This is a genomic window from Niabella agricola, assembly GCF_021538615.1.
Lineage (GTDB): Bacteria > Bacteroidota > Bacteroidia > Chitinophagales > Chitinophagaceae > Niabella > Niabella agricola.
The window spans coordinates 1,224,260-1,249,952 of the sequence record NZ_JAJHIZ010000003.1; the positions used below are offsets into that span (position 1 = coordinate 1,224,260).

Annotated in this window: 14 protein-coding genes; 3 read left to right on the plus strand and 11 right to left on the minus strand. The window is 48.5% G+C overall.

The features are described 5' to 3' along the window. Positions 1–286: 286 nt before the first annotated feature. The 11 genes from LL912_RS10535 to LL912_RS10585 form a co-directional block, all read right to left on the minus strand. A complete protein-coding gene (locus tag LL912_RS10535) occupies positions 287–3,388 on the minus strand; it encodes a DUF6298 domain-containing protein (RefSeq protein ID WP_235553537.1) in 3,102 nt (1,033 codons plus the stop codon). Between the two features lie 136 nt (positions 3,389–3,524). Further along, entirely contained in the window at positions 3,525–5,189 is a 1,665-nt protein-coding gene (locus tag LL912_RS10540) for a polysaccharide lyase (RefSeq protein WP_235553538.1), read from the minus strand. A gap of 167 nt (positions 5,190–5,356) precedes the next feature. After that, positions 5,357–6,991: a polysaccharide lyase gene (locus LL912_RS10545; RefSeq protein ID WP_235553539.1), complete on the minus strand. Its 1,635-nt coding sequence runs from the start codon at positions 6,989–6,991 to the stop codon at positions 5,357–5,359. A 49-nt stretch (positions 6,992–7,040) separates the two neighbouring features. Further along, on the minus strand, positions 7,041–9,014 hold the full coding sequence (locus LL912_RS10550; protein ID WP_235553540.1) for a RagB/SusD family nutrient uptake outer membrane protein: 1,974 nt from the start codon (positions 9,012–9,014) through the stop codon (positions 7,041–7,043). Positions 9,015–9,049: 35 nt separating this feature from the next. Next, positions 9,050–12,382 carry a SusC/RagA family TonB-linked outer membrane protein gene (locus LL912_RS10555; protein ID WP_235553541.1) on the minus strand — a complete coding sequence of 1,111 codons (3,333 nt, stop codon included), beginning with the start codon at positions 12,380–12,382 and terminating at the stop codon, positions 9,050–9,052. A 39-nt stretch (positions 12,383–12,421) separates the two neighbouring features. Beyond that, positions 12,422–13,117 carry a DUF3826 domain-containing protein gene (locus tag LL912_RS10560; protein WP_235553542.1) on the minus strand — a complete coding sequence of 232 codons (696 nt, stop codon included), beginning with the start codon at positions 13,115–13,117 and terminating at the stop codon, positions 12,422–12,424. Positions 13,118–13,328: 211 nt separating this feature from the next. Continuing rightward, complete coding sequence (locus LL912_RS10565) at positions 13,329–15,755, minus strand: glycoside hydrolase family 2 TIM barrel-domain containing protein (RefSeq protein WP_235553543.1); 2,427 nt, start codon at positions 15,753–15,755, stop codon at positions 13,329–13,331. A gap of 43 nt (positions 15,756–15,798) precedes the next feature. Beyond that, positions 15,799–16,902: a glycoside hydrolase family protein gene (locus LL912_RS10570; RefSeq protein ID WP_235553544.1), complete on the minus strand. Its 1,104-nt coding sequence runs from the start codon at positions 16,900–16,902 to the stop codon at positions 15,799–15,801. Beyond that, positions 16,899–19,586 (minus strand): family 78 glycoside hydrolase catalytic domain, encoded by a 2,688-nt coding sequence (locus LL912_RS10575; RefSeq protein WP_235553545.1) that lies wholly within the window; start codon positions 19,584–19,586, stop codon positions 16,899–16,901. The genes LL912_RS10570 and LL912_RS10575 overlap by 4 nt, the downstream gene beginning before the upstream one ends. A 22-nt stretch (positions 19,587–19,608) precedes the next feature. Next, the gene (locus LL912_RS10580) at positions 19,609–19,860 is read right to left on the minus strand and encodes a hypothetical protein (protein ID WP_235553546.1); all 252 of its coding nucleotides are present in this window, start codon (positions 19,858–19,860) and stop codon (positions 19,609–19,611) included. A gap of 92 nt (positions 19,861–19,952) precedes the next feature. After that, positions 19,953–20,714: a hypothetical protein gene (locus tag LL912_RS10585; protein WP_235553547.1), complete on the minus strand. Its 762-nt coding sequence runs from the start codon at positions 20,712–20,714 to the stop codon at positions 19,953–19,955. Between the two features lie 197 nt (positions 20,715–20,911). On the opposite strand from LL912_RS10585, the gene LL912_RS10590 reads away from it, so the two are divergent. From LL912_RS10590 to LL912_RS10600, 3 genes are all read left to right on the plus strand, one after another. Beyond that, a complete protein-coding gene (locus tag LL912_RS10590) occupies positions 20,912–21,799 on the plus strand; it encodes a dienelactone hydrolase family protein (RefSeq protein WP_235553548.1) in 888 nt (295 codons plus the stop codon). 506 nt (positions 21,800–22,305) lie between these two features. Then, positions 22,306–22,704, plus strand: a complete 399-nt coding sequence (locus LL912_RS10595; RefSeq protein WP_235553549.1) for a hypothetical protein — start codon at positions 22,306–22,308, stop codon at positions 22,702–22,704. A 622-nt stretch (positions 22,705–23,326) separates the two neighbouring features. Further along, positions 23,327–25,681, plus strand: coding sequence for a TonB-dependent receptor (locus LL912_RS10600; protein WP_235553550.1), 2,355 nt, complete (start codon positions 23,327–23,329; stop codon positions 25,679–25,681). Positions 25,682–25,693 lie beyond the last annotated feature (12 nt).

Here is a 25,693-nt window from a genome sequence, read left to right on the forward strand (position 1 = left end):
CTGAAAAGGTAAGAGGCAGCGCCTCGTGCTAATCCTTCAACAACAAACTTCAGTTTGTTGATCAACGCCATCTATGGAACATGGAGAGCCGTAGGCTCGGATCATATAAGTTGCTTTGTATTCTGTTGCTGAAGTGTGTGATCCCGCTTTCAGCGGGACAGGCGCAGGGCTGCCGCCACCTGCACCGCAGCACAAGTGAGTGACACAACGCGGATGCCACTGGCACTACAGCCGGAACAATAAAAAATATGCCACATACCGCCCGGCAATATGTATTTTATCCGGGTCACTTACTGATCCATAACAGCGCAGCATCCTCCGGGAGATCCACTGCTTTGGCTGTACTGGTGGAAGTAACAAGCTCCGTCTTTATGATTTTCCCGGTCTTTGCACTGATATAATGCATCTTCACTTTTCCGGTGAAGGCCTTTAGATCAACCTGAACTTTGCTGCCTTGTAAGGCGTAAACGATCATGCCGTTTGTGCCCTGCAACACGATCCCATCCGAAGTTGCCGGAAGCATTTCCGCCGCGGCTTTCATAAATTCTTTATCGACCGTAGCAGGCAGTGCCGGTAGCGATCCACCGGCCATCAACACCGCCCAACCAAATTTCTCCGCACCATCGGCGGAATACATGACCGCTTTATCCGGATAGTTGAGCCGGTATTCTTTTACCGCGCGGTAAACCTGCTCAAAAGAACTGACTTTGGGTTTTAATAATCGTGCCCACTGACGGGGTGCCAGGTTCTTTCCACCCTCTGGTGCATATACGGAGCCATCGGCCTGGTAATGCCAGTATTTAATGTCGATCACATTTACTACCGATGCATATTCCGGATCCTTTAAAATGGCATCCTGTACATCTTTGGTAGTACTTAACCCAATCAACTCTTTTATATTCTTTTTCTCCCATTCGTTAATGGTTTCCAGCCAAAACTGTACAAAATGCAGGGGACCGGTAAACTCTTCCCCGGTAAACTGGATCACATTGACGCAGCCTCTAAAATTTTCCAGGCATTGCCGGATGTATTGCTGGTGCAGCTTTCGGCGCACGGGGTTGGTGACATCATAAAACTGTTCCGCATAAAAGATACGCTTATCTCCCGCAAAATTCACCGGTTCATTAAACCTGGTGTTGTTGATGTTATTGGCCGTACGCCAGGGAAAATCGGCATAATGCGCGCCAGCCTCGATAATATTATGCTGAAAATAATTCTGATGTAATAAGACCCGGTCATTTATTGCTGCCATTCCGGCAAATTGCTTCATGCGATCCCAGTACCAGGGATTATACTTTGTAAGATCATATTTACTCAATCCATCCCAGGCCGTATCGATCCCGCTTCTTTTAAAAGGCAGTTCATAAAAAGGCGGCCACACTTCGCCATCCATCCTCCGGACCCGCTCATGGTCATCCCGGCGCCGCTCATACCACAGGCCATAGTGCTGGTTCAAACCCACGATATTATTGGCTTTCATCGAATCTACCACGGATTCAAGATCATCTGTAAGCCCCGGCCCCACGCGCCCGGGTACAAAACGGGTGATCGCCAGTTTCTTTGCAGCCTGCTCCAGGTCTCTGCCTTCCACCCCACCATTCCACCAGGGCACTTCCTGTACTGTACCTGTGAGTATATTACCATACATTCCTACCAGCCATCCGTTTACTACCCGCCCAAGGGGCGGATACACAGTCCATTCGCCCTTCGGGGCTTTATCAACAACTTTCGCGCCCTTTGGGTCTACCGCTATCGGATTGTGTATCGCTGCCTCCTTTATCCAGTCGATCAGTTGCACTTTTGGTTGTATGGCCTCCTTTGTGAGCTCTTGTGCCACTTCAACCGACGGACTGCTGGAAGCTTCGGTGCCGGTCTCTAAAATAAAGGATTGCTGCGGATTGGGTTTACCCAGGCGTTGCTGCAACTGGGCATAATAAAAACTCCTTGGATTAAGATGGTTATTCGATTCGCCCCAGTAACCATCGCCCGCAAACTGACTCCAGGAGCCCAAGGCCCAGTTTTGTGCTGTTGGCGGTTTATAACAATCGATGCGCGCCGCTGAACAGTTCCACAACAAGCTGTTGGCTGCGGCCCATCCGGCACCCTGGCCATCCTGCCCGCGGTTACCAAAACGGATCGCATTCCCATCTACAGAAACAATATCAAACAAAACCCCGGAAGCCCATTTATCAATGGCCCCGGAGAAATTGTACGGCCGTTCTGAAACGCACTGTACAAAGGCATTGGGACCGGCAGCTGTGTGCCCTACGGAAAAATCATGATACCCATTAGCTACATAACAGCGCTGGAAGAGTGTTTGCTGACCGCGTGTAAAAAAGGTATACCGCCGCTGCCCGCCGATCTCGGAGACCGGTTCCGTTGAAATGCAATCCTCCACCGTTATGCGTCTTGTTGTTTCCAGCAGGTGTACTGCGGACCCGGCAAAATGTTTAAAAGACAGCTGGCGTACCCAGGCATCTTCCACATTTTCCATGGTGATGGCCATCCAGCGATGGTCTTCATCTTTGGGATTTTTTTTCTCAAATTCAGAAACCAGCGACAGATTCTCGATCCCCACATGATCAATCCTTCCCGGCCATGAAAAAGCGGTTACCGTACCGGCGCCGTATTTTTTATCCAGTGAATTGGTGAGGGGTACGTCAATAGTGATCGTATTTCCTTTAACGGCAGTAATCGTCCGTTCAAAAACCAGGTCGGCATCTCCGGGCTTCCAGCCCAGGGCCGACAAACCACCACCAAAGCTACGGGTACCCAGCACATCGATCCATTCCGCGGTGGACGGACGACGGATCTCCACTCGATCGCCGGGTTTAAAATTGTTTCCATTGGCAACCGTTAATGCTATAGCATTTACCGGCACATAATCCTGTGTAACCTCCGTCTTTGCACCAACTATTTTATCATTTTTTCCCACTACGCGTATCAACGCATCACGGCTGACGCCTGTTCCCAGCAAAACCGTTTCACCAGCGGCGCCGGATCCACGCAATACAATACCCGGTTGACGGATGACCAGCTGTCCGCTTATTGCATAGGTGCCTTTTTGAAGTAGCACCGCGCCCCGGAACCCATCTTTATCCGGGCGAAGCGCAGCTACATAATCAATGGCTGCCTGGATACGCGCGGTGGCGTCTCCAGCCTTAACAGGTACTACGGCCTTTACCGGCACCAATGGTATCGCTGCTTCGGATGCCTTGTACCCACAATAAGAATAATCCGGGATACGGTCCCCCGTTATGGAATCTGCATTGTAAATGAGCTGACCCTTTTCAACCGAAACGGGTAATACCGGTTTGGGCGGTTTTGGTTTTTGTCCGCTTGCTGTAACAAACACAAAACTCAATAAAAGAGAAAGGGAAAACTTCATTATTGCAAATTTACTGCGCTTCTACAAAGCTAATCGGTTGAATTGAGAATCCAGGATTGAGATTTGAGACCTCAGCTATCAGCATTCAGCGCTCAGCCTGCAGCAGCAATAAATCCGGAACGGGGATCCTGGAGTCCTATTTAAACGTAGACAAGGGCTTCCCATTTTCCGGCGTTACCGTCTTCAATGCCACCAGCCCATTCAGATAATTTTCGATATTGCTGTAGCCGTTTTTAGCAATAGCTGCGGCATCGGATGCCTTATTGGGATTTAGTCCCATCTTCTTTTCAACGGCATCCGGTATGCCATCATTATCCGAATCCTTATAAGGCGTGCCGTTATACTCCGGGTAACCGCCTACCTGGGCGATATCGGAAATAATACCGTTCTTATAAGAATCGGCCGGAAGCCGGCGTTTCAGGAACTTTGATACCGGCGCGGTGTGTGCATCCGGACTATACGTGATTGTTCCCGTACGCACATCTTCCACGATCCGTTTGTCTACCGCATCTCGTACCGGTAACAACGCTCCTGCATTTTGCAATACATAACTGTAAGCATCAGCTGCCGGCAACACCGGGAAGGCTGCTATGGGAAATGGCTGGTCAACCCGTATCTGCTGCAGGTATGTTGCAGCATCTTTTACATCTTCCAGCTGTACACCGCCGTCCCAGTTATCCTTTGTTACACGCTCATTCCTTTCTACAATATTCCCGTTCACATAGGCTTTTCCAAACACCAGGCTGTCCTTAAATGCCCTGCCGGATTCCGGTTTTAAAATACGATAACCGATCGGCCGGTCTTTAGGGGTGATGGGCCCGGGTTTGTAGTAGTTATTGATAAAATTATACAGCGATTTATGATCGCCGCCGTCCGCACTGCGGTTCCACCAGTTAAAGATCACGTTGTTTACAAATCCAAAATCGCCATCCATCCCCACGGAAGGGTTTCTGGCGATGTTGTTTGCCCAGAGATTGCGCATAAAGGTGCTGTTGCGTCCGCCAATGGTACTGCCAAATGCATGGTTGTAGGTATCCAGCGCTTCCGAAAAGATCGAATTCTGGATGGTCACATTTACCGTAGGCAGTTTCTCTCCCTTGCCGTCTGCCTTCCGATCGTATACGTGGCGGTAGATGCTCATGTTCTCATCCAGCCCCCAGCTCGCAGACACATGATCAATGATGATATTACCCACAGGATTGCCGCCCAGTCCGTCATCGCGGCGGGTCACTTCTGTGGCGCCACGCCGGAAACGCATAAAGCGGATAATGACATCATGGGTATCGATGAGCACCGATTCTCCGGCGATACAAACCCCATCACCAGGCGCACTTTGTCCCATGATGGTAACATACGGCGCGCGGATGTTTACCGGGCTTTTCAACCGGATGATCCCGGCCACATTAAATACAATGATCCGCGCGCCGCCCTGCTCGCAGGCCCAGCGAAAACTACCGGGGCCACTATCGTTCAGGTTGGTTACTACAAATATTTTGCCCCCTCTTCCGCCCGGCGTATAGGCTCCGCCGCCTTCAGCGCCTGGGAATGCGGGGAGGGCTGCTTTTATCAGATCAGAAGGTTTTGAAGCCCAGGGCACAAAGGGCCTGCCCTGTTTTGCATCCGCTTCAACAGCTGGTAATGCTTTTTCCCAGGCAGCATCGGATAATTTGCGGTAACCTGCCATCACGGCATCGGCAGCATCTTCGACGGATTTGGGTATCACCGGATATTGGGCAGTAGCCTGTTGTTGTAAACCCAGCAGGCTTATAAAACTAAAAAGATAGAACCAATTTCTTTGCATGTAGTTATTTGCTGTTTTATAAAAGGTTCATGAGGACACGAACTGCGACTTCAGGACACGAACCATGGATCCCGGAATCATGTTTCGTCAGGCTCAACATGATATGTAGCCCGGCGGACGCTCTCTAAGAAAGATTATCCAGGCGAAAAGTATTCGCCCGGATATTATCATTTTGAAGGCACCACGTTTTTGATATTCACCACGCTGTTCAGGTAATTCTCTATATTGCTGTAGCCGTTCTTTGCAATGAGCTGCGCATCGGAAGCGCTATTGGGATTTAATCCCACCTTTTTTTCATAATCATCCGGCATGCCGTCATTATCGGAATCCCTATAAGGTGTTCCTTTATAATCCGGGTAGCCACCCGCCTGACAGGGATCGGTAATAATTCCTATCTTGTAGGAATCGATCGGAAGCCGCCGGTGCTCAAACTGGGTTTTGGGCAATGGGCAGGCCGGCACATTATTGATCCTGCCCGTCTCCACCTGTTTTACGATCCGCGCATCGACCGCATCGCGCTTCGGCAAGGTAGCACCAGCATTGGCCAGCACATAGCTTTTGGCCGAATTGGCATCCAGGATGGTGAGCGTCGGCATGATCAGCGGTTTCGGCTGACGGATATAGTCGGTGTACTCCCCGGCATTCTTTTCCTCTTCTACCTGCACACCACCATTCCAGTTATCTTTGGTTACCTCCGGATAACCCTCCATCACATTGCCGTTCACATAGGCCCGGCCATATACTTTGTATTTTAATTTACTACGTCCACTTTCAGGCTTCAAGATCCGGTGCCCGACGTTGGTATTTTTAGGTGTGGCAGGTCCGGGTTTAAAATAGTTATTGATGATATTGAACTGTGCACGGTAATCGCCTCCGTCGATGGAGCGGTGTACCCAGTTAAATACCACGTTGTTTACAAAGTTGAACACCCCGTTCCAGCCTACCGAAGGGTTACGGCCCGTATTATTGGCCCAGAGGTTCCGCATAAAACTGCAGTTCTCCCCGCCCAGTGTACTCCCAAACGCATGATTCCAGGTGTCGAGCGATTCGCCAAAAATGGAATTCTGAATGGTGATATTTACCGTTCCGAATTTATCTTCGATCTTACCGGTACTGTCGTTATACATGTGGCGGTACATGCTCATATTTTCATCCAGCCCCCAGGTGGCAGATACGTGATCGATCATGATGTTTCCAATGGGATTACCGCCGATGGCATCATCCCTTCTTCCCACCCAGGTTTCGCCACGACGGAAACGCATATAACGGATAATGACATCGTGCGTATTGATCCACACGGTTTCGCCGGCAATACAAATCCCGTCACCCGGTGCTGTTTGCCCGGCAATGGTGATATATGGTGCTCTTACAATCACCGGCGATTTCAGCCGGATAATCCCTGCCACATTAAATACCACTACCCGGGCACCGCCCTGCTCGCAGGCCCAGCGGAAACTACCCGGGCCATCATCGTTTAAGTTGGTAACCACGATCACGCGCCCACCGCGGCCGCCTCTTACAAACTTACCACCGCCCTCGGCGCCTGGAAATGCAGGAATATCAGCATGTGGCAATTCGTCATAGCGCGAAGCCCATGGAATATAGGGCCGGCCTTCTCTTGCTTCTTTTTGTATGATCGGGTAGGCAATGGCCCACATAGAATCCGAATGCTTTTCTGCTGCTTCCAGCAGTGCTTTGGAACGCGCCTGGTCCTCCTGTGGTATTTTGGGGTATTGTGCTGCAACGAACCCACTAATTCCAATACAAAATAATAACGATGTAAATTTTAGTCTTTTAATCATTTTCTTTTTTTTAATCAATTCCAAGCACGTATTGGTTTAGTTGTTTCTATTACTGCCGGTAGTTAAATGCTCCTGGAGCATTATTGTAGTCGTTCCAACCAATGGTTTGCTGCAGCCAGGGATTAAGCGACAATGCCGTATTATTCAAACCGGAAATATAATAGTTCTGCCGGAAGGATATAAACAATGGATTACCGGATCCATCCTTATCCATGGGTTGGTCGGTACTTACCACAACCAGATTGTTGTCAAAAAACGTTTTCAGATTATTTAGTTGTGTAGTAAAATCTGCGGCATCGGGATCAACGGCAATGGAACCACGGGCCGCTGCAAGTGGATCGGTACTGTTAGCCGCCATGGTTTTATACTGCCATAGCCGCCCCGTACGCGCGGTTCCGTTAATGGGAGCAATACCCAGTTTTTCGCAGGTATTATTTCCCGCTGCAGCGTCGTCGTTATATAACATCCAGCGTTGTGCATCCCAGAAACGCTTGCCTTCATACGCCAGTTCAACTCTTCGTTCATATAAACATGCTTCGATAGCTGCATATTTGGTGGCTAATGTGCCGATACCATAATTGTTCGCCGACGGGATCCCTACGCGCCCACGGATCTTTCCAAGATAAACAAGTGTGTTTGCAATATCGCCTTTAGCCGCATAACATTCTGCGATATTCAACAGCAACTCCGCATACCTGTATTCCATAATATCGGTACCGGAATAAGCCAGTCCGGATACCGTGCTGGAGCCTGCGGGATTGGTCATCTTACGAACAACCACAGCACTGGAAACCTGGTTACCATCGCTATAAGCCGTTTTATTGGAACTGTACATCCAGCGATACAACCAAACCACATCAGCCGCCGCTTCCTTTGTTGGCCATTTCATACCGGAAAATGCAAACGTGCGGTAGAAGCGCGGATCTCTGTTCATGAAGAAATGTAGTGAATCATAGCCATTAGCGATCGTGGGACGTGAACCATCAGCCAGAGGAAAGAGGTCAACCATTTCTTTGGGAGCAGAAACCCCGCCGGCACCTGTTTGTTTGGTTACCCGTATACTCCGTTCCCATCCGTTGCTGTTTACACCCGATGAGGCTGTAGAGTTTGACAATAGCTGAACCATAATAACTTCTTTATTAAAAGCATTATCATTCTTATACCACATTTCAGCCCAATCCCTTGCAGTAGTGCCATATAAACCGTTACCAGCAGCCGTCAATGCAGTTTCTGCTGCCAGACCCGCATCCAGCGCTTTTTGCCAGCGGTCATTGCCAGGGTTATCCCAATCCGGATTAAACAGCGGACTGGCAAAGGTTAATAACACGCGGCTTTTCATCGCCAGCGCCGCTCCCTTTGTGAACCGGCCATAATCTCCGGCGCCCCAGGCGGTTGGCAACAGCAAGGCCGCTGAGTCAAGATCCGAAATAATCTGGTCAACCACCTCCGAAGTTTTCGCACGCGGATGTTGAATGGATGGATCGCTAGCCGTGGCATTTTCGACCGTGGTCACTATTGGAACACCGCCATAAATACGCATGAGATCAAAATATTGAAGTCCTCTCAGGAAAAGCATTTGTCCTCTTGCTTTATTTTTAAAATCGGCCGACAGGGACTGTCCTTTTTCGTCGATCTTTTGTATCAGGAAGTTTGCTGTCCTGATACGGGTATAGGGTGTATTTCCTGCATTTGCGGCCAGTGCCGTTCCGAAGTATCCGTCTGCCTGACTGGCATCTGTTAGTGTTTTTTGCGAATTGATCATATCCGTAACCGTGCCGCCCATCTCTTCAGTTGACCTGGTTCTTGTATCATTATACAACCCAACAACCGAAACCACCGGCGACTTGTAGGCCGAAAAATAATCATAATAAAGCCGGTCAATATACCAACCGGTTAGTACCTCGTTGCCAAATATGCTTTCGTCATATTTATCGTAGCTCTTCATATCCTCCAAAAAGTCCTTCTTGCAACCGGTGGCTAAAAAAGCCGTCATTACAAGGAAACCATATATTATCTTTTTCATAATTTTGAAAGTATCTTAGTTAAACTATTTTTTTATCAGAAGCTGGCATTAATTCCCAATGACCAGGTACGCAAAGTGGGATAAGCCACTTTAGGATCATCATACATATTACGGTACTTATCGGGATAAGGATTATAAAAATCCCAAAGATTAAACCCGGCCAGGCTTACTCTGAGTGCATCCATTTTAAGCTTTGAAGAAATACGTCTGGGAAGCGTGTACCCTACAACCAGGCTACGCACATAGCTGCGGAAGGAAGAAATCTGCCAGAAATCGGATGAATAGCCATTTTGACTATAATACCCAAGATTGGGCCATCTTCCATTTATATTATCCAAGGTGTCATACATGTTATTTAAATAAGATTCATGCGACCAGAGGATCTGCCCGGAGCTGGTGCCCTGCTTCACATAATCGATACTGTTGTATCCGCCCCATGAAGTAGCAATTTGCGTATTTAAAGTAAATGCTCTCCAGGAAAATCCAAGATTGGCTACAAAGCCCTGAGACCTGTTCTTCCTTGCCAGCTGTGTGTAATCCTGGTGCTCCTCCACCCGGCCATTGGGCCCTGCAATCGTTTTTCCATTCGCGTCCAAAGCTCCTCCCAGGTCCTGGTAAGCCAGCATTCCTTTTTTTATGCTTGTTTTCGTGGTAAAACCAAGATAAGAAGGTGTAGTGCCTGCAGCGGTAGCAAGGTCTGTCAAATAATTCCAGTAGGCATCGATATCTGCATCTGTGCGCAGTAATCCGTCACCGGCTGCATTTCCCTTCCAGGTTAAGAAACCCCAGGCAGGAGTAATTGTAGAATAGCCTTCCTGGGTCTGGTTCTTTGAGGGATAATCAAATGCCACAGGCAGCCATTTTGTAACCCGGTTATCACTGGTACCAAAATTCACTCCTATGCTATAACCAAAATCGCCTACCTGGTCTTTCCACGTAGCGCTGAACTCCGATCCCCATGCTTTTACAGCACCATAATTCTGTTCTGCAAATGCGCCCCCAACGGAAATGGGTACACCTACCATACCGGCCATCGGCATTAACAGGTCATAATTATTTTCCCAGTACCGGTCATAAGTCAGCGTCAGCCTGTTATTAAGAACCGACATATCTACACCTATGTTCTTTTTGATGGTCTTATCCCAGGTCACATTCGGGTTGGGCGTTGCGTCTGGTGTGAGACCAGACACCAAAAGTCCGCCGTTCACGTTTCCAAAGCCAAGTCCTTTATCAGCAGCGTAACCATAGGTTTGCATCCAGCGCCAGGGTTTCAGATTGTCTTTCCCGGTTTTTCCATAAGAAGCTCTCAGTTTCAGGTTATTGATCCAGCTAACATGATCAGCAAACCAACGCTCACGGGATACAACCCAACCCGCCGACACACCCGGGAAAAATCCCCAGTAATTAGCCGGCGCAAATTTTGTAGATGCATCTGAACGGAATACAAACTGCAAAAGATATTTACCATCATAGTCGTAATTCACCCTGCCCAGGTAGGCTAAATTACCACCCTCAGTACGGTTTACATAGGTATTGGATGTATTCAACGTACCTGCAGAGGGTGAAGAGCCATTATAGGCTCCCATGATGGGAGTATCATATATAATAAATTTCTTCTGATAATTTTGCTGCCCCTTTTCTACAGAAGCCATTGCCGAGATGTTATGTTTACCAAATTTATTATCATAGTTGATAAAGAAGTTGGACTGCTGCACTTTGCCGATTTCATCTGAATAGCGTACAGTAGAACGATTGTTATTCACCGCAACATTCCATTGAGAAGAATCCGAATACAGGTGATACCCCATTGCGTTGGTATTGGTAGCGGCCGCCAGTCTTAAACCAAGCATTGCCTGCTCGTTGTTACCGGTCGAATAACTAAGCCCATAAGAAACACGAAACGCCAGTCCTTTAATAAACGGCACATTATACTGCAACGAAAAATTCGCATTGTACGCATTATCATCATCCATGGTAAATGATCCGTTGTTGAGCAATCCAAAATAGTTCCATCCGGAAATATTGTTTTGCCCTGAAGGGTTGGTTTGAACACGATGCGGTCCGAGGGCCGGAGATATATATTCTGTTGCTCCATTAACGGTATATTGCCAGGGGATATACTTAGGCATATGGGCCAGAATAGCGTAATCTGTTTGCTCCGCTCCGGAAGTATAGGCTCCGTCATTGATGCTTATTTTAGTGAATGACTTTTCTACTTTTGAATTATTGGCAGAAACTGTTGCCGACAGTTTTAAATTATTCACAACCTTGACATCCACGCCGGTTCTAAATGACCATTTATTATAATCCTGACTACCAAGATTGGGTTTCTGCGTATAGTAGCCTACCCCGGCAAAATAAGTAGCTCGCTCAGACCCCCCGCTCACATTCAATGAATGCTGCATAGCACCGCCAGGTTTCCATGCCTCTTTCAGCCAATCATAGTTCGTACTTTTCAGGTTTTCCAGCTCTGTTGCGTCAAAAAATGAGGAGGGCGACCAACCGGAGGCACGGCCAAACCGGTTTGCAAAAATACCATGTTCGTAGGCGCTCATGGTTTTCCCAAAGCTGACAGCATCATTAAATTCAAATTTTCCGGAATAGGATATTTTAGGCGCACCTGTTTTTCCTTTTTTGGTCTTTACAATAATAGCACCCTGCGAAGCTCTGGAGCCGTAAATGGCTGCACTGGCATCGCGAAGTACGGTGATGCTTTCCACTTCAGAAGGATCTAGTACATTAAATTGATCCATGGTTGGCAAACCAGAACTGGGGTCCAACTGTATCACATCATCAATAATTATTAGTGGCAGCGGGCTACTGCCATCCTTACTAAATCCGAATTGTTGCCGGATACTCAACGTTGCATTTTCACCCGGACGCTGACTCCCTCCGGTTACATTCAAACCCGGTATTTGTCCCTTGAGCGCTTCAGCAATACTGCTTACCGGAAAATCTGAGATCTTTCCCATATCAACGGTGGCTACTGAACCGGTAAGGTTTTCCCGTTTTTGACTTCCATACCCAATCACCACCACATCATCCAGGTTCACCTCCAGTTTTTTCACCCGGATCACCAGGGCTTCCGCATTGGATGGATCCACCACCCTTTCGCCATACTGGTAGCCTACATGCGAATACTGAAGCGTTGCTCCCTGAGACGGAACATTAAGCGTAAAATTTCCCTGTAGATTCGTTACTGCGGTCTGGGGGCCATTTTTTACTTTAATGGTAACACCCTGCACCGGCGTATTGGTAGAATCCTCCAATACCTGGCCGGTTATTGTTTTTGTTTGGGCCGCAATGCGTAGTCCCCAACAACTAATCGTGCATACAAATACGACCTTTAAAAGAGTCTGATAAAACATATGGCTTTGCTGTTTTAATTTTATGGTTCTGGTTGCTGTTTAGTGCTTTTGACTGGCCTTGACCCGTTCCTGCCAGGCCTTGCTTTCCTTATTCATATCATACCCATGTGCGGAAAGATAGTTATTGATCCTTCCCTTGTATTTGCCAAACCAGGCATGTTTTTTATCCGAAGTACCGGCATCCATGGCATGCTCCCTTGCCTCAACAAGTGCATCCATAATAAATTTCTGTTCCTCTGTTGTGAGCCGGGGAATCATTTCCAGGTATCCCTTATAGGTAATGGGCAGTACGTTATAGGTCATACCGTTTTTTATAACATCGATCTGTTCCCTCGTGAGCAGGGCTGCCAGGTGTCGGATATAGTCGTTGTGCAATTGAATACGGGCCGCTTCTGTTGTCGCCGCCAAACCATTAACCTTTTTTGCCGCAGCTTCTTTATCAGCTGTGGTCTCCTTTATGTTCCGGATGGCGGCTTCCAGCTTCTCATCGAGCCCGCTCAGATTCATATACTGTGTTGCAATCGCCTCTTTCACTTTATAAAACGTCACCGAGTCTTTCAATTTCAGCGGGGCCACAATCTTATACGCCCGCTGGCTGATTGCCTGACGATAGGTTGTATCTTTACTGGTATTTTGCCCACACACATGCAACAGATTAAAAATTGTAGAAACAACAATTAATACACTTTTCGTAAAAATATCCCCGCTTTTTCTTCGGTAAAAAATATACTTCATGACAATCGCTATTTGGCTGAAATCCTTATTCTAAATCCGACGTTAAAAGTAAAACGCCGGAGACCGCTGTGCAATGTACGGTTTCACTAATAAAATGGAAAATATTCCTATTCTCCGCAATGGTTTGCATTGTTTTTATGTACCGAGCGATCGTGCCCAATAAAAAAACAGACGTTGGAGCCTGTTTCAATATTACTTTTAACAAAATGAATTATTTCACCAGAACCTGGATTGATGCCGGCTTCAATCCAGGCGATGTCACGGTAATGACAGCAGTGCCTTTTTTAAGCCCTTTTATAATGGCCAGCCCAAGCCCATTGTATACCCGTCGGCGAGGGATTTGAAATGGCATCAGATCCGCCTGATAACCATTATCCATTGCTACCACCGCTGCAGCGGCAGTATTGGCAACATGTACTTCGTTCCTTGCATCCGGAACCAGGTTCCCATCCTCGTCCAAAATACGGATGGATACAAACGCGCGATCATCTCTTTCCAGTTGCAATACCGGGTTTTCGATCTCCAATACGATCCGCGCCGGTGCACCCGTGGTACGTACAACCTGTTCCAGAACGGCTTTCCCGTTCTTCCGGGAAATTACTTTTAACTCGCCGGGCACATAGGGTACCCGCCACAATACATGAAACGCCGTATCGGCCTTCTTCCTGGTTCCCAGCGAACGACCATTCAGGAACAATTCGGCTTCATCGGCCTTACTGTAATAGACTTTTACATCTACGGGTTGCCCTGCCTCCCAGCCTGTCCCATCGCCTTTAGCCGGATTCCAGTGCGGCGCAATATGCAGTACGGGTTTGCTGGCCCACTCGCTCTGGTACATATAATATACATCCTTTGGAAAGCCAGCCAGGTCTACAATGCCGTAATACGAACTTCGGGCGGGATAAGGATACGGTACGGGCTCTCCCAGGAAATCAAACCCCGACCAAACAAAGAGTCCCGATAAATAGTCATGCTTCTTAATGATGCGCCAGGTCTGTTCATGTGTAGATCCCCAATATGCGGCTACATTGTCGTATGCGGAAACCGTATAATCCGGGTTTCCGTTCTCAACAAATTTAAATTTTGAACTGGATGGCCAAAGGCGCAGCGAATCTGCCGGTCCGTCATAACGCCCACGCGTCGCCAGTCCGGATACATTTTCAGTGGCAATAAATTTTTCGCCGGGATAATTTTTAGGAAAATCTTCATAGGCTTCAATATGATAATTGAGCCCCACCACATCCAGTGCTTTCGACTGATAAATAAAATTTTTCTCCGGACGGTTCTCACTCAATGCACAGGTAACCGGCCGGGTGGTATCCAGGGCCTTTACAATACCCACCAACTCCTTTGCAAGTGTGATCCCTGTGGAATCGAACTGCTCTCTTATTTCGTTCCCGATACTCCACATAAACACGCTTGGATGATTACGGTCGCGTTTTACCATATGTTCCAGGTCGCGCCGGGACCACCCGGGAAAATCGCTGTAGTAATCATATTTATTCTTCTTTTTTGCCCACATATCAAAGGATTCATCCATTACCAGGAATCCCATTTCATCGCAGAGATCCAGGAACTGCGGATCCGGTGGATTGTGCGCAGTACGGATGGCATTCACCCCCATCTCCTGCATAATGCGCAATTGCCGGCGTGCCGCCGACCGGTTAAAGGCTGCACCCAATGCGCCCAGATCATGATGCATGCATACACCCTTTATCTTCATCGGCACACCGTTCAATGAGAACCCCTTTTGTGCATCGAATGCAAAATAGCGGACCCCAAAAGATGTCGCCCATTGATCGGTTTGCCGGCTGCCGTCAACTATTTTAAATACGGCCTTGTAAAGCTGTGGTGCGGCCACCGACCATAACACAGGATCCTTCAATACCGTTTTAAAACGAAACCGGCCGGCTGCCTCCGGCGTTCCGTCGATCACTGCGATTTTTTTTCCGGAAGGGTCGGAAAGTGTACAAGTCACTTTCAGTTTTGATTTACTGGCGGCGGGATTTAAAACTACCGAGGTGGCATGAAATACCATTTGTCTCTTATCGCCCCGGGTCGTATACACAAAAGTTCCCCAGCGTTCAAAAGCAATCTTTTCTGTGATCACCAGCCGGGTACTTCTGTAAATACCGGACCCGGTGTACCATCTTGAATTGGGTTGCCGGCTATTATCAACTCTTACAGCAATGACATTTTTTTGTTTGCCCAACCTGAGGTATGGCGTCAAATCATAATCAAAAGAAGTATACCCATACGGCCATTTCCCAAGATATTGTCCGTTGACCCACACTTCGGCATTGCGGTACACTCCGTCAAATTCAATACGGACTTTGTTTTTAGCCGTAACCTTATCCAACGTAAAGGTCTTGCGGTACCAACCCACTCCTCCGGGCAATGCGCCGCCGGCATTTCCCGCGGGATGGGTGGAATCAAACCGGCCTTCAATACTCCAGTCATGTGGCAGATCCAGCGGCCGCCAAGAAACATCATTCCATTCCTTTTCCTTCCAGGATGCCGCATCGCCCAGGCGGAAGCGCCAGCCTTTGTCAAAATCGATCACCCGGCGAGGGCCCTGCTGCGCAGCGGAAACGGTAATCAATAACAAGCAAATACTTAATGATAACAGGTACTTCATTTTCTTTTTTAAAACCCTGTGAGATTTTACAAACCGCACAGGTCTATTCGTTTGCAAAACGCACCGCACTTTTTCCCTTATCCACCGATGTAGCCACCGCAATGCCCCGCTGATCCTTATCGTTTACCGCGCAGTAAAAATGATAGACCACCCCCTTATGTTTGATCACACAGGGCTTGTGCGCATATTTCCGATCATAGGGCTCCGAAGAGCGGATCAGGTCTGCCCCATTCCAATCCGTCCAATGCACCAGGTCGTACGAACAGGCGAAGCGGTTAAAGGTTTCATTCTTCCTGTTTTCCCAGAACGCACCAAAATAAAACAGCACCCAAAGATCTCCCATTTTTTGCACTACGCCATCTCCGGTGATGCCAATGCGGTGGTGTACTACGGGATCTACCTGGTAGCGTTTCCAGTGCACCATATCCTTTGATACCGCCATACCAATGCGCTCAAACCAGCGCCATTTGGGCGTATTGTGGCTGGTATCTCCATTGGCGTTATAGTACATTACAAAAGGATAGCCCAGGGTCTTTTTTTTATCCCAGATCACGGAGCTCTTATACAGCTTTTTATTCTCCCACCAGCGTGTATCCGGGTCGGTGGCCTTTAATACCGGTTGCTCCAGCGTACGCCATTCATGCGGGCGCTGGATATCGTGCGGCGTATACGCCATACCAATGGACAGCAACCCGGTTTCATAACCGGGTGTATGCCCGCCGATATAGCTCATCCAGTAATTCCCATTGTATGGTTCTGCGCTATAACTTCCGCCCCATGCAGGATCAATCAATGCTATATAGCCCGCTTTCTGGTAACCATCCCATTTTAATGAATCATTCGCCTTGGACAGCATTTTCCCAAGCGGTTTCCAGTGTAGCAGGTCGCTGCTTTGTGCCAGCCAGGTCTCATATCCATCGCCATCAAACTCGATATAGGACATATACCATTTCCCGTTGCTGCAGAACACGGTAGGACAGTCCAGTTTTTTTGACGAGCTCCCCGGAGCCAACACCAGCCCATATTTATATGGGGTTTTTACCGCTTCATATACTTTTTGCATTATGGCCTGCGGCACTTCCCTGTTTTGCGTACAAGCAACATAGTTCAGTAAAATACATCCGATAAACAGAGATGCTCTCATCATTTTTTCTTTGCGGTAAAGCGATAGCTGCCCGATCCTGTTTTTACGGGTGCTTTGTCATAGCCTTGCGGGAAATAAACCGTAGCCGTGGTATTAGCAGGGATCACGACATCGATCGTAAGCTGATCCCCCTGTTTTTGCCAGCGAACATTGATCAACCCACGCACCGAATGATAGCTGGCCTCGGCATGATCCATCGCTCCTACGGGGTGCGGTCTTATTTCAATGTCTTTAAACCCAACGGAACCTTCGGCCTGACGAATGCCGCAAAGGCCGGAATAGAACCATTCCATCAGGTGCCCGAGCATAAAGTGATTATTGGATACTGAAGACAATGCGGCCCAGGATTCTGTAAGCGCGGTAGCCCCATGCGCCAGCTGGTACCCGTATCCCGGTACATCGCTGCGGTTGTTCATATCATAGATCACATCACTGTAGCCCGCGTCTTCAAGGGCACGCAATACATAACGATACCCAACATCACCACCGGTAAGGGCATTGTTGCGGCCGCGAATGTCCTTTACCAGGTTCTGCACTACAGCTTCGCGGTGTTCCGGTTCCACCAGGTTCATGTACAGGGCCATGGCATTGGCTGCCTGGCTGCCTGTAGCATATTGGTTGGTTTGCCGGTTAAAGAATTTTTCATTGAAGGCAGTTTTTACTTCTTTCGCCCAGTTGTCAAAAAATGGCACATCAGTGTTGATTCCCAGCAATGCCGCCACTTTCGAAAGGATGGTCAGGTTGTAGTAGTAAGTAGCGGTAGCCGTAACGCCCATCGGCGTAAGCTGCGAAACACCGGGATGCTCCGGACCGATGTCATACCAGTCGCTCAGCCCAAATTCCAGGATGTGATTTTTGGATTTCGCTTTTAGGTAGGAAACATATTTTTTCATCATCGGATAGGCTTCTTTGAGCAAGGCCGTATCCCCATACCATTGAAAAGCGTACCAGGTAAAGATAATGCCCGCACTGCCCCATTCCGGCGAATCGCGGAAGCCGCCATCAAAATGTACATACTCCGGGGCTATATCAGGGATCAGGCCATCTTCAGTTTGCGCATTGATCATATCCCTTACTACTTTTTTACAAAGCGCCGCAATATCATAATTGTATTGTACCGAGCTGCCCATGAGATGGGTTTCCTCCAGCCAGCCCAGCTTTTCGCGGTGCGGGCAATCGGTAAATACGCTTACCATATTGCTGCGGATTGCCCAGCGGATCAGATCACTGGTTTTATTAAACAATTCGTTGGAGCTATTAAACGCACCGATTTCGGGGGCGCTGTTGCGGATATGCAATCCTTTCAATTCTTTTATTACCGGTAATCCCGAGGTATTTTCCTCCGGTGTAGCGCCTTCCACCTGCACGTAGCGGAATCCATAATAGGTAAACCGGGGCTGCCATTCTTCTACGCCATCTCCTTTAAGTACATAGGTGTAAATATGTGGTGAGCCGGTGGCTTTTTGATTGGCTGTGCCATTTTCACTGATCAGCTCTGCCGGCCGCAGCCGGATGGTATCGCCTTTTTTACCCGTAATTTTTATGGCCGGGATGCCCGAAAAATTTTGTCCCAGGTCATATACACAGGTATCCTTAGCAATCATTTTTTTTGAAACCGGGTTAAAGGTTTGCAGCACCCGCACCGGTTCTGCCAGCTGCGCCTGTAACTGCGGCGGACCACTGGTAACCAGGGCTGCCGTCCAGCCGGCATCGTTGAACTGCGGCCGGTTCCAGCCTGTTTGTTCCAGGTTGGCATCATAATCTTCACCGCCGTAGATGCTGGAAAAACAGATGGGTGATTCCGCGGTTTTCCAGCTTTGGTCCGATACTACCATATCGGCAGAACCGTCTTTATATTCAATCCATAATTTGGCGATCATTTTCGGGAAGCCGTAAGCACCGGTCAGTTTCCGGTAGCGTTCCCCGGGGATATAGTAAAATCCATTGCCCAGCATTACGCCTACGGCATTCGATCCGTTTTGCAGCTGGGTGGTAATATCGAAGGTTACATACTGTGCATGCTTTGTATATTGTGTCCAACCAGGATCGAGGAAATGATCACCGGTTTTGTTCCCGTTCACATACATCTCAAAATGACCCAATCCGCTGACAAAGGCGGTGGCCTGCTTTACCGGTTTTGTAATGGTAAAGCGCTTACGCAGCAACGGCAACACATCCGGGCGTTTGCCCCATTCTTTCTTACCATTGCCATGCGCAAAGGGTACAATGATGCCGGAATCGGGTAATACGTCGCGCGCGATCCACTGGGCGCCGGACCAGTCTGTATTATTGAGCAGTCCCATCTGCCACTGTGCGGACTCGCTGGAAGAAGCCGCGCGTCCGTTTGCGTCCCAGGTCATTACTTTCCAATAATATTTTTTCCCAGAAACCAAGGGTTTGCCGGCGTACCGGATCTGGATAGATGCATCGGAAAGCACTTTGCGGGAATCCCATGCATTGCCAAGGTCTTTTTTCAACAGCTCCGGATCGTCGGCCACAAGGATGCGGTAGGCCGACTGCCGTGCATTTTTCTGACCGCTGTTCAACTCCCAGCTCAGCCGGGGATGCGGATCCTCCACCCCCAGCGGATTTTGCAGGTATTCGCAACGCAGGTATACTGCCTTTAGCTGGGCATTGCCCCAAAGACCGATCCAAAGAAGCCAACCAAGAACAAACCATTTTTTCATACATCAATCGTTTTACTGAATGTCAATTCCGGATACCACCACGCCCTTTGCGCTTTTTAACAAGAGCCGCGCAGTATAAGGTCCGGCATTGATCATGATGCCTGTGGTTACCCTGACCAGGTTCCCCTGACTTATCGGGGCCGGACCGGGTAAATTTAAGTGGAATCTGCTGTTCCACCATCCTGTTGCCTCCTGCATCATTATAATAACCACCTCCCGTCCGCATGGACGCTGTTGCTATAAAAAAATTCCGGATTGCTGCAATCGCTTTCATACATCGCTTCTTCACCAACCCTAAAGATTCGATTTTTTTTGTAAAAACAGCTGTAGAATTCGACTATAATGATGTAGGATCTTGCTACCTTATTAATTCCTTATTATTTTTCCGGGGTCATTTAACAGAGGCGTTGCGCCCTTATATACGGTTAGTACGGCTTCGGGGGTTTCACGGGTTCCCAACCGGTTTATAGCAACCATATACCGGTACAGGTTGTTTGCAAAAGTAATCGTATGATTTCCGCCCGACCCCTGTGCTTCAAAAACACCGTTACACAATACCAGGTCCGGTTCCTGCTTTCTGCTCTTCAAACTCCAGCACGCATAACGCCATTGCCCTCCCGCCAGCTCATCGATCCGGATCCGGTAGCGGTTTGTAACAATCTTATACAGGGGAGCAACAAATTGTTGCAGAGAAGGCGGGAGTTGCTGCTTATCTTTTTGTATGGCTCTTTCCAGGAGTATCTTTTCTTTCTCCGACTGGTAATTAATGGTGGTTATGCCGCCTGTATCATTCATCCAGAGTATACCATTGTCCAGCATCAGGCCTCTCCAACCAACGGCCGACCAATCATCCATTTTAGATCGGGCAATCCGGTGCAGCAATTCATCGTCAAAGACCGTATCAAAACGGATCAGCAGTTCCGCCTTACTTTTTACGTCGGCCAGCGGATACGTTCTTCGTAAAGGGTAAACAACCGCAGTGGCGATCTGCCGCTTATCACCGGCGCTTGCAGCCCGGACCAATTTTTCTACAACCATTTGCTGAGCGCCACTCAATCTGCTCGATTGCGCATACAGTGCCGGTGGTATCATTGTAAACAGCCATAAAAGAAGGGTGCGATATTTCATAGGGTTAAGTTAAAAAAAATCAGCAGAAGATCTGCGCATATGGCTTCTTATTTGCGAAAATGAACACTACCGGGGCGTTTACGTATTTCCGGCCGCTGCAACTCAAATAGAATTCTCCGCGTGGAGCATACAAAAAAAAGCTTAAATTTGAAAGTGCCCGTATCTGCAACATCCATTTTCCACTCAAAAACAGCAATATGCATCCCATCAAAAAAGAAGATATCCGCCAGGAAGTATTTGACTTGTATGATGATTATGCGCATAACCGCATCGACCGCAGAAGCTTTGTGCAACGGCTTTCGACCTATGCCATCGGCGGGCTTACGGTGCCGGCACTCATGAGTTTTCTAATGCCGGACTATGCCACCACCGCACAGGTAAAGCCGGAGGATGGCCGGGTAAAAACGACATATATCCATTACGATTCGCCAAAGGGCGGCGGTTCGATCAAGGCGTTACTGGCATGGCCGGAGGGATTGAAAAAGAAGACCGGTGGTGTGGTTGTGGTACATGAAAACCGTGGACTAAATCCTTATATCGAGGATGTAGCGCGGAGGGTGGCTCTTGCAGGATTTGTTGCACTTGCCCCGGATGCATTAACGCCGCTTGGTGGTTACCCCGGCAATGATGATGCCGGGCGCGACCTCCAGGCTAAGCGCGACAAAAACGAGATGCTGGAAGATTTCATTGCGGCTGCGGATTATTTGAAAACCCAACCCAATTGCAATGGGAAAGTGGGTGTAGTGGGATTTTGTTTTGGCGGATGGATCGCCAATATGATGGCGGTGCGGATGCCGGGTTTATCGGCCGCCGTTCCCTTCTATGGTACACAGCCCGCGGCAGACGATGTTCCAAAGATAAAAGCCCCCCTGTTATTACATTACGGGGCGCTGGATACCCGTGTTAACGAGGGATGGCCCGCTTATGAAGCCACACTAAAAAACAATCATAAAAAGTATACGGCATACATTTATCCCAATGCCAATCATGGCTTTCATAACAACACTACCCCTCGTTATGATAAAGACGCTGCGGATCTGGCCTGGCAACGGACGATTGATTTTTTTAAGAAGCATTTGTTATAAGGCAGAAATTTTATTCAGAACGCCTTAAAGGTCCTGCCAGCGGCGCTCAGGAAGATTACCTGCCCCATACAATCGCCAATGTCAGGCCGAACCAGAAAATGGCCGGCTTCATGCTCGCCCTGCATAATGCTCCATTTTAATGCCAGCATACCCCTAAAAGACCAATAGCGGATACGGGCAAACACACTTGCTCTTGTTGCAACTCGTTTCGTTGCAGTAAAAATAGCAACAAGAAATTTTGCAACATTTTTGTTGCAAACTCTGAAACAATTATTAATACTGCAACAAGCAGTCGGCCCTACGCCCGCGAACTGCAGCCTCCATGGCAGGGCTATAGGGCTGTAGCAAAGGTCCTTTAAACGCAATCTCATTCTGGGTATTTTTATTTGTATAGCAAAATCGAGGAGGCGACGACAAAACACATTTACCATCACCCCGAGGATCTCATCCGGGCTTGTCCAGTATCTATTCCTGTTTCAGGGCCTGGTGAGTGATCATATACTTAGATGCTGAAACAAGTTGCCAATGACAGATGGCAGGGTGTGTTGATAACCAGCCACATTTCATTCTTATTTCTTCCGCTTTGCCTGACCAGGAATGGAGCAAAAGTCAAGCTCATCCGCCGTGGCGGACCGCGTTTGACCAACCACACACTGCAGACCCGAATCGAAAAGCAGCATGCTCCCTTTTTCAAAGGAGCAAGCGGAAGCGCTTGCTCCTTGTTTACTGTACAATATTTACTGCACTGCTTTTTTACAGGCGGGATGCTTCTTTTGAAAACCTCCCCAGGTAAAAAAAAGAAGCTGCGAAACCTGCTGGTGGCTGTAGTTGCCATTCTGTTGCTGAGTAAAAGAATCCTTCCGATGAAAGTAAAACAAGAAAAGGCAACGTGTTCTTTCTTATAAAATAGTTCGCCGGGTAGTGAAAAGGAATCCCGAAGGTTCGGGACGAGCGGAATGGCGGCGGATGCCCCGGGCAACTGTGTAGCCGGCGCCAAAGCCTGAAGCGTCGATTTCCTGCCTGCCTCCTTGCGGAACAGATTTTGCTCCACTTTCCATTGCCGGAAAAGTGAAAAGGAAGGATGCTGGATCTTCCAACATACCGGTTTTTCTGAAGTGTTGTCATTGCCACATTGATTAGGGCCTCCTATCAAAAACTCAGGATGCCCAATAGAAGACTTTTAATAAAGCCCTTTAAAAGAATGCTCAGGTCGACGGCCTTCACATTAATAAGGCTAAAGGCAGCGCGCTCCGGAAACAAGCCTTAAACAAAACCCGGCAGCCTATAAAAAGTAAGAGGCAACGCTTCGTTGCCTCTTACAACAACCGACTTCAGCTTGTTATGAGGACCCATCGCAATGCTGCCGCGTACCAGCGCAAAGCCATGCAACCCGTCTCGGGCTGGAAAGCAAGCACCAGATGCGATCCTTGCTTCATAAGGAAATCATTTAATCGCACATTTTTCCGCATTTCGAAAACGGCGCCAGCCCTGCAGCCGCTACATTTGCAAAAATTTTTGATCCGCTACATGAAGAAGGTTTGCATACTCGGCTCCGGCCTGTTCATTGGTACTATGACCGCTGCACAATCGGTTACCATACAGGGTTCCGTAAAACAACAAAACAAAGTGGTACCCTATGCCACCCTTTCCATAAAAGGTGCAGGTAAAACCACGGCCGATCAAAACGGGCAATACCGGCTGGTATCGGAAAAAACCGGACCGGTTCAGCTGGAGGCATCTGCTGCCGGTTATCTGCCGCAATTCATAAAAATACCAATGCTCGCGCAGGATACGCTGATCAACATTGAGCTCGCTGCGGGTGAAAACAGCCTGGAAGAAGTGATCGTTTCCGCTACACGCCGCCCGCAGGATATCCGGAATGTTGTAGCATCCGTAAGTGTAGTAAACCATGCCACGCTACAGAAAGAGATCGCGCTCAACCCCGATCCAAGCACGATCCTGGCCAACCAGGTACCGGGCTTTGGTCCTACCGCGCAAACCGGCAACAATGTAGGGCAGAACCTGCGCGGACGCCCCATGCTGGTAATGATTGATGGCGTCAGCCAGTCGTCTCCCCTGCGCAATGCAGAAGTAGATCTGCGATCGGTTGACCCCGGTGTGCTGCAACAGATAGAAGTGATTAAAGGTGCTACGGCCATTTATGGGAACGGTGCCGCAGGTGGACTGGTGAACTATACAACTCTGGTACCCGGTACTGCCGACCGCTTTGCCGGCAAAACCCAGCTCAATCTTAACGGATCCCTGGTGAACCTGAAGAACTCGGTTGGCGGACGCATCAGCCAGCAGTTCTACGGGAAACTGAATCAATTCGATTATGTGATCAGCGGCATGTATGAGCAAACAGGAGAATACAAGGACGCTGACGGCGACATTGTAGGGCCCAATTACAGCCTGGGCGAAACAGACAGCTATAATGCTTTTGCCAAGCTGGGCTATACGCCGGTCGCCAACCAGCGCCTGCAACTTATTTATAATTTATACAGCAGTTTGCAGAACAGCAATTTTACCCTGGTGAACGGAGATATTGCCAATGGCAAAAAAGCCACCGGCGTACTGGGCAAGCCTGCAGGCATCCCCACCGGTGTAAAGTACAATCACAACCTGCACCTGACGTACACCATCGACAGCCTGTTTAAAAATACGAGTCTTACGGCAGATGCCTATTATGAAACCCGCAAGGATATTTTTTATGTATCCGTAGGGCGTTTTGATGGCGGCGACGGCCAGTCGTTGGCCACTAATGATAAAAAAGGTGCCCGCCTGTTTTTGCATACACCGGTAGTACAAGGCACGACTGCTAATACCAATCTTTCTTATGGATTTGATTTCCTGAATGACAAAACGGCCCAACCCCTGGTTGACGGCCGCACCTGGGTACCCACCATGAACATGAACAACCTGGCGCCTTTCGTTCAGGCTGATGCCACCCTGTTTCGTCACCTTATTGCAAAAGCGGGCTTTCGCTATGAAAAGGTAAACATAGCGGTAGATGACTACCAGACCCTGCGCATCACCAATGCCAGCGGCGCTACCATAACTCCTTCTTTTGCAGTAACCGGCGGCACGTTAAAATACGATGCCCGGTTGTTTAATGCCGGTCTGAAGTATAATCAATGGGCCATCTTCAGTCCGTATGTGAGTTTCTCCCAGGGCTTTTCCGTAATGGACATCGGGCTGGCACTGCGCGATGCCAAAGTAAACAATATCAACAAGATCAATACCGACGCGGTATTGGTAAACAACTATGAAGCCGGTTTTGATACCCGCATCCGGAATCTTCAATTGACCATATCCGGTTATACCAGCACCTCCAGACTGGGCATCGAGGTGGTATATGATCCGGCCACGGATCTCTTTAACACGGCCCGCAACCCGGAAAAGATCTACGGATTTGAGGCCGCTGCGCAATACACGGTGTCGCCGCAACTGCAGCTGGGTGCTTCTTACAGCTATACAGAAGGCAAGCGCGATATCAACGATAATGGTAAATACAACGATAAGGAGGACAAGTACCTGAACGGACGCCGCATTGCGCCGCCCAAGATTACAGGTATGGTCAGCTATACCCCCCTTACCGACCTCAACTTTACCCTGTATTATACCGGAATTGGCTCCCGTAACCGTTTTGACAAAAATGATAAGGGGGTATACAACGGTAACGAAGGAGCGGTAAAAGCGTACAACCTCTTCAACCTGCTGGGCAGCTATGCAGTGCGTAAAAACACCCGTATCACGCTGGGTGTAGACAACCTGTTTAACGAAGATTATTTCCCTGCCCGTGCGCAGTGGTTCATGCAGCCCGGGTTTTACTCCAAAGGCCGGGGCCGTTCGGTGAATGTAGGGATAACCATCGGTTATTAGACATACAGATTG

Bases quoted from the DNA above. Each gene is read 5' to 3' on its own strand.
- LL912_RS10535 (WP_235553537.1), bottom strand. From the start codon at position 3,388: ATGAAGTTTTCCCTTTCTCTTTTATTGAGTTTTGTGTTTGTTACAGCA.
- LL912_RS10540 (WP_235553538.1), bottom strand. From the start codon at position 5,189: ATGCAAAGAAATTGGTTCTATCTTTTTAGTTTTATAAGCCTGCTGGGT.
- LL912_RS10545 (WP_235553539.1), bottom strand. From the start codon at position 6,991: ATGATTAAAAGACTAAAATTTACATCGTTATTATTTTGTATTGGAATT.
- LL912_RS10550 (WP_235553540.1), bottom strand. From the start codon at position 9,014: ATGAAAAAGATAATATATGGTTTCCTTGTAATGACGGCTTTTTTAGCC.
- LL912_RS10555 (WP_235553541.1), bottom strand. From the start codon at position 12,382: ATGTTTTATCAGACTCTTTTAAAGGTCGTATTTGTATGCACGATTAGT.
- LL912_RS10560 (WP_235553542.1), bottom strand. From the start codon at position 13,117: ATGAAGTATATTTTTTACCGAAGAAAAAGCGGGGATATTTTTACGAAA.
- LL912_RS10565 (WP_235553543.1), bottom strand. From the start codon at position 15,755: ATGAAGTACCTGTTATCATTAAGTATTTGCTTGTTATTGATTACCGTT.
- LL912_RS10570 (WP_235553544.1), bottom strand. From the start codon at position 16,902: ATGATGAGAGCATCTCTGTTTATCGGATGTATTTTACTGAACTATGTT.
- LL912_RS10575 (WP_235553545.1), bottom strand. From the start codon at position 19,586: ATGAAAAAATGGTTTGTTCTTGGTTGGCTTCTTTGGATCGGTCTTTGG.
- LL912_RS10580 (WP_235553546.1), bottom strand. From the start codon at position 19,860: ATGAAAGCGATTGCAGCAATCCGGAATTTTTTTATAGCAACAGCGTCC.
- LL912_RS10585 (WP_235553547.1), bottom strand. From the start codon at position 20,714: ATGAAATATCGCACCCTTCTTTTATGGCTGTTTACAATGATACCACCG.
- LL912_RS10590 (WP_235553548.1), top strand. From the start codon at position 20,912: ATGCATCCCATCAAAAAAGAAGATATCCGCCAGGAAGTATTTGACTTG.
- LL912_RS10595 (WP_235553549.1), top strand. From the start codon at position 22,306: ATGCTGAAACAAGTTGCCAATGACAGATGGCAGGGTGTGTTGATAACC.
- LL912_RS10600 (WP_235553550.1), top strand. From the start codon at position 23,327: ATGAAGAAGGTTTGCATACTCGGCTCCGGCCTGTTCATTGGTACTATG.